Here is a 12,534-nt window from a genome sequence, read left to right on the forward strand (position 1 = left end):
GAAAATCGGGTGAAAAAACAGGTTTTTTCAGGAGATATAAAAAAAGACCAATCTGATCCTTATTCTTCTCGCGAACGCATAAATACAAGATATATTTTTCCTAAAGCGATAGTCTTATTTGTTAGTCCCTGGAATATCTTTTCCCGAAAGAAAGAGAAGGAGGTACAAAATGAAAGCCATCATTAGTGAAAAATATGGCTCGCCCGAAGTACTTAAATTAGCGGAGATTGATAAGCCTGTGCCTGAGGATGATCAGGTCCTGGTTAAGATACACGCTGCTTCCATCAATTTTGGCAATTTGGTTTTATTAAAAGGGGAGCCGTTTCTTGCGCGTTTTGCCTTTGGGCTCTTCAAGCCGAATCACCTCATACCAGGCGGGGATATGGCCGGTGTGGTAGAAGCTGCCGGCATAAATATTAAGAAGTTCAAGCCGGGCGATAAAGTGTTCGGCGACCTTTCCGGGAGCGGCTGGGGCAGCTTTGCTGAATATGCTGCTGTTCCGGAAAGTTCATTAGCCCTGATGCCTGCAGGACTATCCTTCACAGAAGCAGCCGCTGTGCCGATGGCTGCCGTCACAGCTCTGCAAAGCCTGCGTGATAAGGGAAATATCAAAAAGGGGCAAAAGGTGATGATATACGGAGCATCGGGGGGTGTCGGAACTTTTGCCGTACAGATTGCCAAATCTTTCGGAGCTGAGGTAACGGGAGTGTGCAGTACAGGAAATATAGATATTTTGAAGTCGCTCGGCGCTGACCAATATATCGATTATAAGAAGACGGACTTTACTGTTCACAATGATCAGTACGACTTAATCCTAGGCGTGAACGGATCTAATTCAATAAGGACTTACAGGCGTGCATTGAGGCCAGACGGGCAGTTTGTCCATGTCGGCGGATCTGGGAAGCAGATGTTTCAAGCTTTGATGATGGGACCTTGGGCTTCCTTAACAGGAAAACAAAAGGTGGGCAGTTTTCTTCAAAGGCAAAATCAGAATGACCTGATGTTTGTGGCTAAACTTATTGAAGAAGGCAAGGTCCGGCCAGTCATTGACCGCACCTACAGTCTTGAAGACGTCCAGGAGGCATTCCGGTATTTTGCTGAAGGGCATGCCCGGGGAAAGGTCGTCATATCGGTATAAATTGAAGCCCCCCTTCAGTGCCTGGAAGGGGGGGCTAAAGTTTAGATGCCAAACAGCAGATATTCTTCCGCTTCGTTTACTTGTCCTTCCTTCAGCTCTTTATACCGGATATAGATCAGGCTCTCTCCCGTCTCTTCCATTTTTCCGGTATAAAGACTGACCGTCTTGATGGCTGTGTTTTCATCCATGCTGGTGATGTCTCCCGGGCTATCAACATTCCCTTCATCAATCTCCCAGACATGGCCGTTCCAAGGACCGGTAACTGTCTGGTTATCTGACGCTTTGATCTCATCGCCGTAAGGAAGCTCTCCGAATGGCGTCTGGACTGTATTTTTCTTTAAATCAAAGACAATTTCCTGAAAGTTCTCTGTTGAATCTGCCTTTACAATCAGTTTATCCCCGCTGCGGCTGACCTCAACAGGTGAATTCCCCTGTTTTATCAGCTTCATATGATCCTGAGCCGTCAGGACTTTATTATATTCTTCTTCTGTTATACCGAAGTTTTCATGATAGGGCAGTGCCTCTCCATCCTTCATATTTTCTGAAGAATAGGAAGCAAACCACTCCTGGTTTTCCATCATTTTGGTGCGCATCTTTGCACTGATTTTGTTTAACTCCATTGCCTTGTCAGGTTCCATACCAATAGCCATAATATCGGCCTCTGCCTTTCCTTCCGCAAGATAATCATAAGCTGGATAGACTGAGGTATCCTCTTTAGTCTCCTCCTGGCTTGCAGCAGAACCTTCCTTTTCATCGCCAACAGCGCTGTCCGCAGCAGCCGGCTCCGCTTTCGGCTCTTCAGTTCTGGTGTTTGAGCTGCTGCACCCGGCCATGATGCCAGTTAAACAAGCCAGCAGCAAAAATAATTTCTTCAATCCTTAAACTCCCCTTCTCTTTTAATCGGAATATATTTCCATTTAAATCACATACCCTATTTTGCCTGCTTCAAGACAATATGGGAATAGGGACACATTCCTAAAGAGCTAATGAAAGGACTAGTACTTTTGTACTTCAGGGAGCACAAAAAAGAGCATTCTCCTGCTAAGAAAAATACTCTTCTTTCCCCATGCTTAACGAATGGAAGCCGATATTTCTTTCATTTTCCTCTCCACCAGCGGATAAAAGCCTTTCTTGGCGTCCTCAGTGGAATTCCCGCCGAAGAATTCCGTCCCGGGACATGTCTTGACTGCATGTCCGCTGCTTTTGTCCAGCACTTTTTCACCTGTATTAATATCCCACCAATGATGATAGGTGATGGTATCGACTGATGGGGAGAGCCCGTATTTGAGCATGAGGAGCGCGGTTACCAGAGTGATGGTCTCCTTTTGCTCTTTTGTCATTTTATTTTTATCAAAATTGCCGACATTTTCGATTGCTATGCTATCTGCTTCAATCCGGTGCATGGCGGCCTCATTCTGAAGACCGAATGACCCTTCAGGTGCGATATTGAATGAGCGCCCGACCGCTACCTTACCATCCGGGAAGGTCGTCAGATGCTGGCTGATATCCTTCCAGCCCATCCCTGTCACATGATACTCCTTCATGCCTTTCAGCATGGAAAAATGGTTGGTGCCGTTGAATTGCTCATAAGATGGCTGAAACGTATGATGCTGCTGAACCTTGCCGACATTCCTTTTGAATTTCTGATTGAAAATCCAATCCTGGAACTCTTCTCTTGTCATCAGGACAAACTGCCCTTCCATTTGAAGTTTCTTCGGCGGGATTCTCAGTTTCTGTCCCGTATAAATCCGGTCAGAAGCAAGCCGGTTCACTTTCTTTATGGCCCCGACATCAGAGCTGAAGCTTTGTGACAGCTTCCATAGCGTGTCTCCCGACCTTACCTCAAACATGATGGGCACCCGCAGCTTCTGGCCCGGCAAGAGCAGGGTCGTCTGCAGCCCATTGATTTTCTTTAATTCTTCGGTTGTTGTCTTATAAGTTTCCGATATTCTCCACAAGGTATCTCCCCGCTTTACATCGTACATGTTTCGGGGATTATTCGCTGCACTGGCGGGGGCAGCCAATGCTGAGGCCGATAGAAGAACGCTAAGTAAAACAGCTAGTTGTTTTTTCATCTGTGATGTCCTTTCATTGTGATTCCATCCTGCTATTAGTTTGGTTGTCAGCAATGAAATTATTCCCGCCAGCTCTCCCCGCTGCTTTGTATACAAATAAACCCCCGCCGGAGGCGGCGAGGGTTTATTCTCTGTCTTATCCAATTTTTACAATCGGCTTGATCGCAAGGCCTTTTTTAGAATCTTCAAAGGCCTGGTTGATGTCGCTGAAGTCATAGAATTCCACTAGTTTGTCAAATGGGAACATGCCATTTTTATAATAATCGACCAATTGAGGGATGAATAATTGCGGCACAGCATCTCCTTCGATAACGCCGACCATGGTTTTGCCTTCTGCCATGATTTCTTCATGAACATTGATTTCCATTTCCGGCGTCACACCGACGATTGCCAGTGTGCCAAGCGGACGGAGAGCCCGAAGCCCCTGGCGCACCACAACCGGAACCCCGGTGGTTTCAAGTCCGTAATGCACTCCGCCATTAGTAATTTCTTTTATCCGTTCAACCACATCTTCGTTTTTGCTGTTAATGACATGTGTAGCACCAAGCTCTTTTGCTTTTTCCAGGCGGCTTTCATGAATATCAATGGCGATGATATGCCTGCATCCGGTTATTTTGGCCGCCATGATGCCGCTCAAGCCTACTGCCCCTGTGCCGTAAACAGCAATGGACGTTCCAAAATCCGGCTTCAGGCGGTTCAATACCGTTCCGCTTCCGGTTTGGATGCCGCATCCTAAAGGTCCAAGCAAGGCAAGATCAACATCTTTGTCGACCTTAACCACATTTCGCTCATTGGCAACTGCATATGTACCAAAAGATGATTGCCCAAAGAACGTGGAAAGTTCGTGATCATGCTGATGCAGACGATGGGTTTCGTCTTCCATTTTGCCCCCGAAGTTAAGGTCATTGAATTCTGTGCAGACTGTTGGATGACCTGTTAAACAATTTTCGCAATGGCCGCAGGAGGCAAAAGACAGCACAACATGGTCTCCCGGCTCGATTGTTTTTACGCCGGCACCAACTTTTTCAACAATTCCGGAGCCTTCATGCCCCAGTACAACCGGATAAGGCGTCAGGCCCAGATCACGTGCCACGGCATCTGTATGGCAGACGCCGGAAGCAACGATTTTAATCAGAACTTCATTTGCCTGTGGTTCGGCCAGTTCTACTTCTTCGATCTTGAAGTCTTCTCCCTGGCCATGGGTGACAGCTGCTTTAATCTTCATAAGATGTCATCTCCTAAATAAATGGTTTATCATTATTTTAGAACATTAATATCTCTGTTTCAAAATATCTTGCTCAGCTTAAAAATCTCTTCTTCGAAGTACGCAACACCTATCAAAAGTTACACCGAAATACTAAAAAGCAGGTATTCATGTACCCGCTTTTTAGTATGGCAGTTAAAGAACCATTTCAATCATTACTTATTGTCTAATCAAAAGGTATTTCGACCCGGAATTCCGCTCCTCTCCCAGATTCACTTTCCACAGTGATCCGCCCTCTATGAACATCTGCAATCCACTTGGCGATTGAAAGCCCAAGCCCGTGTCCGCCTTCCTTGCGGCTCCTTGCTTTATCTGCCCGGAAGAAGCGGTCAAATACCCGGGCCTGCTCCTCCCCGCTCATGCCGATCCCGGTATCTTTTACCGAGAGAACAAAAATGCCGGTCTGCCTATCCGTCTTCACACCGAGCTTCACGCTGACTTCTCCTCCAGAGGGGCTGTACTTAATCGCATTATCCACCAGAATATACAGAAGCTGCACAATCATCCCGCTGTCGGCATGGACCATCACCTGTTCAGGAGCGCGGAGTGAGAGCTTGATCTGTTTTTCAGCCGCAAAACTTCCAAAAGAATTAAGGACCTGTGCGGTCAATGGACGCATGTCCTCCCATTTCCGCTCCAGCACCGCACCTTCAGCAGAATCTGAGCGGGCCAGGGTCAGGAGATCATTGATCAGCTTAGTCATCCTTTTTACTTCATGCTTCAGTCCATTCATCATTTTCCTTGTAAAAGGATCAGGATCCTCAAGCTCCATTTCAATCGCTTCAACCGAGGAAAAGATAACACTCAGAGGGGTCCGGAGTTCATGGGAGGCATTCGCCACGAATTCACGCTGCTGGTTATATGACTTCTCAATCGGGATGAGCGCTCTCCTCGACATCATCCGGCTCAACCAGATTCCAATGCCGATAAAGACAGCGGCCAAGCTGCTTAAAACAATAACCACCCATTTAAAAATCGTATTAAAATAAGAGATATCCAATCCGATATACATCATCCCTGCTGTCTGTCCCTTAATAATGACTGGCTTTGCAAGCATAAGGACCCTGATGTCAAAGTCCCTGAACTGGCTGTAGTCAGCTTCATCCCCAGGAATCTGGAGCGTCTTCTGCCTGATCTCACTCTGGCCGGGTGTCCAGTTTTTTACAAGATCCAGAAACAATGGCCGCAGCGGGCCAAAACTTTCATTGGCACTGACCAGGCTGCCATCCCCGGCAGCAACATAATAGAACAGCTGATTCTCGCTGAGAAACACCTGCTTGTCTCCTTCCCTTTGCTGGGGCCTGTGCCGGCGGAAGCCATCCTCCTGAAACTCAACTGTTTCCCGGTTAGCCAGCTCCGTAATTTTCCGTTCCTGGTCGGCATAGATGACACCGTATAAAATAAAGAGGACAATGATAACAAATATAATCAGAAAAAGAGTGATGATGCCGCTGTAGAACAGTGTCAGGCGAAGGCTGGTCTGGCCGAACACCTCCTGAGGCAGCTTCTTTTTCCATCTATCCAGGAAAGGTCTAGGCTTCAATTTTATACCCCACTCCGCGAATGGTTTCAATGATGCTATCTGTTCTGTGCTTATCAATCTTCTTTCGCAGCAGCTTGACGGTGGCATCGATTGTTTTCATTGAAACTTCTGATCCAATGCCCCATATCCGATCCAAAATCATCTCTCTTGTCAGGACCTGCCCTTTATTGCGCAGGAGCATTTCAAGCAGCTGATATTCCCTCGGAGTCAGGAAGATTTCTTCCCCGTTCAGGAACAGCGTATGGCTCGTCCGGTTCAGCTCAAGACTTTTCCATTGGATAACATCCTCCTGAAGCGGAGCAAGCATCCTCCGCGATAAAGCCTTCAGCCGGGCAGCAAGCTCATCAATTTCAAACGGCTTGATCAAATAGTCGTCAGCACCTGCTTCAAGCCCTTCAACCCTGTCAGATACGGCATCCCTGGCAGTCAGCATCAGAATGGCACCGCTGTATCCTTCCCGGCGCAGCCGGCGGCAGACAGAAATGCCATCACCGTTCGGCATCATCCAATCCAGGATTAGCACATCATAATAGGAAGCCTTTGCATATTCATAAGCATCCTCGCCTTCCATCACCCAATCTGCTTTTCCGAACCCTTTCTTCTTCAGCAAATGGACGATCAATTCACCCAGATATTCATCATCTTCTGCAAGCAGTATCTTCAATATGTCCACCTTCCTGCATTTCGTTATGATTAAGATATCATAAGTCGGTGAAAATCCAGTGAAAAAATCATCCGCCTGCTTCCCATTCCCCAAAAGAAAAAAGACTCTGCTGTGTATGAGTCCTTTCTGCTATCAACCATTATGATTTTCGCTAGCTTAACAGCTTACCGATAAAAACGATATAAGCCAAGACTCCGGAAAGACCCACTGTTATTATGAGAGAAGCAATGCTTCTCGCCATACCCTTCCAGTTCTGAATGCCGCCAAATCCCATAACAGCTAAAACAAAAGCCGCCAGGGTCAGGCAAAGCAATGATTTGAAAGGGTCGAGGCCGATGATGGAATAATCAATCGGTCCTGAAAAAGCAGCTTCCATAAACAGCAGGATACAAATGATAGAGAAAATGAAGGACCAGACATTCACTTTTTGCATAGAAACCTCCCCATTAAGAACAGTTAAAAAAGCTTGCCGTTTTGATTTAGTATAGAGCAACACATCGTTATATCCTTATATTACCAAAGTTCATACCACAATAAATCCTCTAATATTTTTATTTCTTTTTTTCTTTTCATCTGTTTTTCACCGAAGCTCTCTATAGTGAAACGTGTAAACAGCAAGACGAGCAAAAATCTAAATTAAATGGAGGAATGTATCGATGAAGAAAAAATGGGCTGGATATGCACTTACAGGAGCGTTGTCGCTTAGCCTTATTGGTGGAACGGCATTCAAGGCAATGGCCGCAGAGGAGAGCGGGACAGGGACTGCATCTGCTTCTCTTCTAGAAAAGGCCGGACGAGTATTGGATGACAGCACCAAGGCTAAGGTACAGGCCATCATGGACAAGATGAAAAAGGAATTGGCTGCAATCGGTGTTGAGCTTCCTGCAAAAAAGGAAAAGCAGGACCTTTTCGCTAACCTGGATGAAGAAACGAAAGCTAAAGTACAGGCCATTCAAGATCAGGTCAAAGATGGCTCCCTTACTCATGATGAAGCTGATGAGCAATTAAAAGTACTTGGCATCACTCTTCCTGAGAGGCATGGCAAAGGAGATCCTTTCGCTGATCTGGATGAGGACACGAAAGCCAAGGCACAGGCCATTCAAGATCAGGTCAAAGATGGCTCCCTCTCACGCGATGAAGCTGATGAGCAATTAAAAGCACTTGGCATCACTCTTCCTGAGAGGCATGGCAAAGGAGATCCTTTTGCTGATCTGGATGAGGACACGAAAGCCAAGGCACAGGCCATTCAAGATCAGGTCAGAGATGGCTCCCTCTCACGCGATGAAGCTGATGAGCAATTAAAAGCACTTGGCATCACTCTTCCTGAGAGGCATGGCAAAGGAGATCCTTTTGCTGATCTGGATGAAGAAACGAAAGCTAAAGCCGACAGCATCATGGATTCTGCCAAAGAAGAATTGGAAGAGCTTGGCGTAGACAAGCCCCTGATGGGCAGACACAAATTTTAATAAGAAAGGGACCTTCAAACCGAAGGTCCCTTTTCTATAAAAAGGCAGGAATTCAATCTGTGCAGGAAGAAGAAAAATGGTGATAGATGATCAAGGGGGCAGCTTATGAGAAAAGAAGAAATTATCGAAGAAAAAGCAACATTCATTGATTGGGTGCAATCGCTTGAACAAATGGAAGATCAGCTTTGGTTCCACCCTTTCCGGGAAGGCTCCTGGGGAACAGCGGATGTGGTCTCCCACTTTATCACCTGGGATCGATTTGTCATCAGCCGGCGCATGCCAGCCCTGATGAGCAAAGGGGAAATTCCCTCCGAAGTGATTGATGCAGATGCGCTGAACATGGAAGCAAGACTCTACGCGAGGTCAGGAATCAGCAAGCAAAAGCTGATCAGTGAGTTTGCCGAGGCAAGAGAAGAGCTTCTGTCACTTTTGAAAAAACTGGAGCCGGAAAGATTTCAGGAGCTGTACCCCGGGAGGGACATAACAATCAGCCAATACTTTGCCGGCTTGATTGAGCATGACCACAAGCATAAGGAGGAAATTGAAAATCATTGGGAGTGTTATGTGAAGCAGGCCAGCCGGCAATAGGCCAGTCTGCTTTTGGGTTTCATTCTGCACCTGGAATTTTAGATGTCTATAAACTTAATCACTCTCGCCGGGTTTCCGCCGACAACGGCATTATCAGGCACATCCTTTGTTACAACTGCACCTGATGCAATAACTGCATTGTCCCCAATCTTTATGCCCGGATTAATGACGGCCCTGCCCCCGACCCAGACATTATTTCCAATGGTGACAGGCTTCCCGAACTCCGGGCCGGCATTCCGCTCTTCCGGATGCAGCGGATGCCCTGCTGTATAGATATGTACACCTGGAGCCATAAAGCAGTTATCGCCGATATTCACTTCACACACGTCCAGGATGACACAGTCAAATTTGCATAAAAGTTTTCGCCAATCTTGATGTTATAGCCATAGTCACAGCGGAAGCTTGGTTCAATATAAAGCTTCTTCCCAGTCAATCCCAACAGCTCTTTTAAAAGCGCTGTCCGTTTCTTCTCTTCAGTTTCTTCTGTCAAATTGAACAGCCGTGTCAGTCTGCGTGCATTGGCCCTTTCTTTTACAAGGATTGGATCTGCCGCATCATATAGCTCACCTGCAAGCATCTTTTCTTTTTCAGACAGCATATTAGTGGTACCCCTTCCAGATTGAGAGTTTACCCTTATTCTACTTGCTCTTTGGGCAAGGAGCCAGTTGCATCAGGTTGCAGATTAGCCAATTTCCCCAGTGTATGCTACCATTTATCCAACAAACTGATAGTGTGGTGATTGAGGATGGACAATGGGCAGCCTACAAAGGATTCTAAGTATATCCAGCAGCATTTGGCCAATGAGCGGACCTATCTGGCCTGGGTCAGGACAAGCATCACAATTATAGGAGTCGGCTTCCTTATCACAAATCTTCACTTTTCCACTCTGCCGGCTGCTTCGATGATAGGAGACGCCCTGGCGCAGATCATCGGGCTTGCCTCCATTATTGTGGGTATATTGACGATCATCATGACCACAATCGGCTACTTCAGGAAAGGGCATGAAATCAACAGCCAATCATTCAGGTTTTCCAGAAGGATGATTGTTCTCCTCTCAGCTCTTTTGCTGCTCATCTTCGCAGTGTTCGGATTTTATTATATGTTCGTTTGGGGAATTCTTTAAAGCAATCAAAAGCCTGGCACTCATCTTGTGCCAGGCTTTTTTGTTTATTTCACCCATTTTTCAAGCTGGGCCTGTACCTCCATAGACAGGGTCTGTTGCAGGCACCGGTACACTGCGGATATCTGAGAGTGCCTGCGCGCGCCCTCCCGGATCTTTCTTTTTCAAATCATGACTCATTCCATCCGGGTAGGCTCCAACAACCTCAAAGTCTTCTGAGCTGTCGACGTTTTTATGTCCTGTCCCTGCAGGCAGCACAATGACATCCCCCGCTTTCACTTCAACTCTTTCTCCACCGTCCCCGCCTAACAGAATAGTAGCGCGGCCTGAACGGACACCGAGGACTTCGTGAGAGTTGCTGTGATAGTGATGGTAGTCGAACACACCGCCTGTCCATGTGCCGAGCCAGTTATGGCGGGTAAATGTTCCCTCTATTGTATTGGCATTGTCACTGAAGATTCCTTCATAGATGATGACAGGCAATTCCTGATTGTTCGGGATATCACCATTGTCCTGCAGAAAAAACGATCTTACTTGCGCACTCATGTGCATCCACTCCTTTACAGGTTATAAATTGCGGGCGCTGAACGTATCGCCGCCCTCTATCGTTCCACTCTGGAAGCCTCTATTGAACCAGCGCTTCCTCTGTTCAGAGGTGCCGTGGGTAAAGCTTTCCGGGACTGCATAGCCCTGTGCCTTTTTCTGGATTGTATCATCGCCGACTGCATGGGCTGCCTGGATCGCTTCCTCCAGATCACCTTGCTCTAGATAACCCATTCCCTGTGCATGATGCGCCCAAACGCCGGCATAATAATCAGCCTGAAGCTCAAACCTGACCTGATATTTATTGAATTCTTCCTGGCTGAGCTTTTGGCGGAGAGGCATAATTTCATCCGTAGTGCCAAGGAGCGTCTGGACATGATGGCCGACTTCATGGGCAACAACATAGGCCATGGCAAAATCGCCAGGCGCCTGGAATTTTTCCCGAAGCTCCCTATAGAAGCTTAAATCAATATAAAGCTTTTGGTCCCCAGGGCAATAAAATGGCCCGACCGATGCTCCTGCTGCTCCGCAGGCAGACTGGACGCTGCCGGTATACAGAACAAGGGTAGGCTCCTTGTACTCCATCCCCCGCTCCTGGAAAATCTCACTCCAGACTTCCTCTGTATCCGCCAGCACTACTGATACAAAATCGGCCAGCTCCCTTTCCTCGGCCGTTTCTTCATAAGGTGCAGGCGACTGCTCCCCTCCGGTCATCCCCAGACCGCCAAGAAGTTCGCCGGGATTGCCTCCCAATAGTGTAATAATCAGGACAATGACAATACCTCCGAGGCCTCCCCCGACGAGCGTTTTGCCGCCCATTCCCCTTCTATCCTCAACATTGGAGCTCGCTCTTCTTCCCTTCCATTTCATGGTTTATCCTCCCTGCTGCCATTTTCTTTCGCAAGAATCATATCTTTTAGTCATATACCCGCACAGGACAGGAATTATCTCCATTAAGGGCCGGAATTTTTTACATATAGGAAAGGCATGATCATCCTGTTTCTATCATATAAATGGATATTTACCGATTCAGGAGGCCGTATTATGCAAAAACTTTTTGTAAGGCCCTATTTGACCACCCATAGCCTGCAGCCTGAGAATCAGGAATCGCCCATTGAGTTCATTTCAGGCAGGAGAGTCGGCAATTCGCTTTTTTACCGGAGAAATCATTTTGCCTATCCTTCGCTTTCAGCATCTGCCTATTGGCTGCCTGTCAATGGATTGGTTTCTTCACCCCGGCTCTATTCCCTGACCGAATTAATGAATCTCCCATCGAGAACCGTGACCGCCATTTTGGAATGCGCCGGGAACAAGAGGAGCCTTTTTGAACCCAAAACCTTCGGTGAGCAATGGGAAAAAGGCGCGGTCAGCCAGGGAAGCTGGAAGGGTGTTCCGCTTGCCTCCCTCCTCGAGGGGGCGGGCATCCAGAATGGAGCGGCAGAAGTCATCTTTGAGGGCTATGACTTTGGAGAAAGAACCGATCTTAACGAGGTTTATTCCTTTACAAGAAGCCTTCCGCTGGAAAAAGCCCTTCATCCGGATACACTGGTTGCCTACGAATATAACGGAAAGCCGCTTCCCTTCAAGCACGGCTTTCCATTAAGGCTTATCGTTCCCCAGTGGTATGCGATGGCTTCGGTCAAGTGGCTCAAAAGCATAACCGTTGCAGATGCTCCGTTTACAGGACCTTTCCAGACTATTGATTATGTCTATTATCCTCATAAAGAAAAGGATGAAGGAGCAGCACCAGTAACGAGGCTCCATGTCAACAGTTCCATCCGCCATCCATTGGACGGGCAGATTCTTCAAACCGGAAGCCATCCTGTCAAAGGCATTGCATGGACTGGTAAAGGGAAAATCGAAAAAGTGGAGATTAGCACCGATGGAGGTGAAAACTGGAAGGAGGCAAGGCTTGAAAGCCAGCCAGCCAGCGGGTATGAGTGGCAGCCCTGGGCGTACGAGTGGGAGGCCGGCAAAGGAGAATACACTCTTATGTCCAGAGCGTATGATACACATGGCCGTGTACAGCCGGCTTCCCCATTTTGGAATAGGAAGGGGTATGGGTATCATGCGATTGATATGGTGAGTGTTAAGGTGGAGTGAACTAATAGCCAGGCACCGATGAAAAGGTGC

At 47.3% G+C, this 12,534-nt stretch carries 13 protein-coding genes and 1 pseudogene; 5 read left to right on the plus strand and 9 right to left on the minus strand.

Annotated elements, in window-relative coordinates; genetic code table 11:
• The first annotated feature begins 169 nt into the window (after positions 1 to 169).
• On the plus strand, positions 170 to 1,138 hold the full coding sequence (locus ACQCVH_RS14325) for an NAD(P)-dependent alcohol dehydrogenase (RefSeq protein ID WP_426836334.1): 969 nt from the start codon (positions 170 to 172) through the stop codon (positions 1,136 to 1,138).
• Between the two features lie 41 nt (positions 1,139 to 1,179).
• Here the strand turns inward: ACQCVH_RS14325 and ACQCVH_RS14330 are convergent, their stop codons facing one another.
• From ACQCVH_RS14330 to ACQCVH_RS14355, 6 genes are all read right to left on the minus strand, one after another.
• Positions 1,180 to 2,013 carry a hypothetical protein gene (locus ACQCVH_RS14330; protein WP_426836335.1) on the minus strand — a complete coding sequence of 278 codons (834 nt, stop codon included), beginning with the start codon at positions 2,011 to 2,013 and terminating at the stop codon, positions 1,180 to 1,182.
• A gap of 195 nt (positions 2,014 to 2,208) precedes the next feature.
• Positions 2,209 to 3,123 carry a peptidoglycan recognition protein family protein gene (locus ACQCVH_RS14335; RefSeq protein ID WP_426836470.1) on the minus strand — a complete coding sequence of 305 codons (915 nt, stop codon included), beginning with the start codon at positions 3,121 to 3,123 and terminating at the stop codon, positions 2,209 to 2,211.
• A 226-nt stretch (positions 3,124 to 3,349) separates the two neighbouring features.
• A complete protein-coding gene (locus ACQCVH_RS14340) occupies positions 3,350 to 4,438 on the minus strand; it encodes an NAD(P)-dependent alcohol dehydrogenase (protein WP_426836336.1) in 1,089 nt (362 codons plus the stop codon).
• Between the two features lie 205 nt (positions 4,439 to 4,643).
• On the minus strand, positions 4,644 to 6,020 hold the full coding sequence (locus ACQCVH_RS14345; RefSeq protein WP_426836337.1) for a sensor histidine kinase: 1,377 nt from the start codon (positions 6,018 to 6,020) through the stop codon (positions 4,644 to 4,646).
• The gene (locus ACQCVH_RS14350) at positions 6,010 to 6,684 is read right to left on the minus strand and encodes a response regulator transcription factor (protein ID WP_426836338.1); all 675 of its coding nucleotides are present in this window, start codon (positions 6,682 to 6,684) and stop codon (positions 6,010 to 6,012) included. The genes ACQCVH_RS14345 and ACQCVH_RS14350 overlap by 11 nt, the downstream gene beginning before the upstream one ends.
• Positions 6,685 to 6,835: 151 nt before the next feature.
• Complete coding sequence (locus ACQCVH_RS14355; protein WP_426836339.1) at positions 6,836 to 7,117, minus strand: hypothetical protein; 282 nt, start codon at positions 7,115 to 7,117, stop codon at positions 6,836 to 6,838.
• Positions 7,118 to 7,340: 223 nt separating this feature from the next.
• Here ACQCVH_RS14355 and ACQCVH_RS14360 point away from each other — a divergent pair, with 223 nt between their 5' ends.
• Both ACQCVH_RS14360 and ACQCVH_RS14365 read left to right on the plus strand, forming a co-directional pair.
• Positions 7,341 to 8,150 (plus strand): hypothetical protein, encoded by an 810-nt coding sequence (locus ACQCVH_RS14360; protein WP_426836340.1) that lies wholly within the window; start codon positions 7,341 to 7,343, stop codon positions 8,148 to 8,150.
• Between the two features lie 105 nt (positions 8,151 to 8,255).
• Positions 8,256 to 8,738: a DinB family protein gene (locus tag ACQCVH_RS14365; protein ID WP_426836341.1), complete on the plus strand. Its 483-nt coding sequence runs from the start codon at positions 8,256 to 8,258 to the stop codon at positions 8,736 to 8,738.
• A gap of 38 nt (positions 8,739 to 8,776) precedes the next feature.
• Here the strand turns inward: ACQCVH_RS14365 and ACQCVH_RS14370 are convergent.
• Positions 8,777 to 9,336: pseudogene (locus ACQCVH_RS14370) on the minus strand (maltose acetyltransferase domain-containing protein).
• A gap of 147 nt (positions 9,337 to 9,483) precedes the next feature.
• Here ACQCVH_RS14370 and ACQCVH_RS14375 point away from each other — a divergent pair.
• Complete coding sequence (locus tag ACQCVH_RS14375) at positions 9,484 to 9,861, plus strand: YidH family protein (RefSeq protein ID WP_094768026.1); 378 nt, start codon at positions 9,484 to 9,486, stop codon at positions 9,859 to 9,861.
• A gap of 60 nt (positions 9,862 to 9,921) precedes the next feature.
• Here ACQCVH_RS14375 and ACQCVH_RS14380 read toward each other — a convergent pair whose 3' ends face one another.
• Both ACQCVH_RS14380 and ypfJ read right to left on the minus strand, forming a co-directional pair.
• Positions 9,922 to 10,404, minus strand: coding sequence for a cupin domain-containing protein (locus ACQCVH_RS14380; RefSeq protein ID WP_426836342.1), 483 nt, complete (start codon positions 10,402 to 10,404; stop codon positions 9,922 to 9,924).
• A gap of 21 nt (positions 10,405 to 10,425) precedes the next feature.
• A complete protein-coding gene (gene ypfJ / locus ACQCVH_RS14385) occupies positions 10,426 to 11,271 on the minus strand; it encodes a KPN_02809 family neutral zinc metallopeptidase (protein ID WP_094768025.1) in 846 nt (281 codons plus the stop codon).
• Between the two features lie 174 nt (positions 11,272 to 11,445).
• Here ypfJ and ACQCVH_RS14390 point away from each other — a divergent pair, with 174 nt between their 5' ends.
• A complete protein-coding gene (locus ACQCVH_RS14390; protein WP_426836343.1) occupies positions 11,446 to 12,504 on the plus strand; it encodes a sulfite oxidase in 1,059 nt (352 codons plus the stop codon).
• The last annotated feature ends 30 nt before the right edge of the window (positions 12,505 to 12,534 follow it).

The organism is Bacillus infantis, from assembly GCF_050107595.1.
GTDB classification, from domain to species: Bacteria; Bacillota; Bacilli; order Bacillales; family Cytobacillaceae; genus Bacillus_AB; species Bacillus_AB infantis_C.

Coding starts and splice junctions, on each gene's coding strand:
- ACQCVH_RS14360 (WP_426836340.1), top strand. CDS start 7,341: ATGAAGAAAAAATGGGCTGGATATGCACTTACAGGAGCGTTGTCGCTT.
- ypfJ (WP_094768025.1), bottom strand. CDS start 11,271: ATGAAATGGAAGGGAAGAAGAGCGAGCTCCAATGTTGAGGATAGAAGG.
- ACQCVH_RS14340 (WP_426836336.1), bottom strand. CDS start 4,438: ATGAAGATTAAAGCAGCTGTCACCCATGGCCAGGGAGAAGACTTCAAG.
- ACQCVH_RS14390 (WP_426836343.1), top strand. CDS start 11,446: ATGCAAAAACTTTTTGTAAGGCCCTATTTGACCACCCATAGCCTGCAG.
- ACQCVH_RS14325 (WP_426836334.1), top strand. CDS start 170: ATGAAAGCCATCATTAGTGAAAAATATGGCTCGCCCGAAGTACTTAAA.
- ACQCVH_RS14355 (WP_426836339.1), bottom strand. CDS start 7,117: ATGCAAAAAGTGAATGTCTGGTCCTTCATTTTCTCTATCATTTGTATC.
- ACQCVH_RS14375 (WP_094768026.1), top strand. CDS start 9,484: ATGGACAATGGGCAGCCTACAAAGGATTCTAAGTATATCCAGCAGCAT.
- ACQCVH_RS14380 (WP_426836342.1), bottom strand. CDS start 10,404: ATGAGTGCGCAAGTAAGATCGTTTTTTCTGCAGGACAATGGTGATATC.
- ACQCVH_RS14365 (WP_426836341.1), top strand. CDS start 8,256: ATGAGAAAAGAAGAAATTATCGAAGAAAAAGCAACATTCATTGATTGG.
- ACQCVH_RS14335 (WP_426836470.1), bottom strand. CDS start 3,123: ATGTACGATGTAAAGCGGGGAGATACCTTGTGGAGAATATCGGAAACT.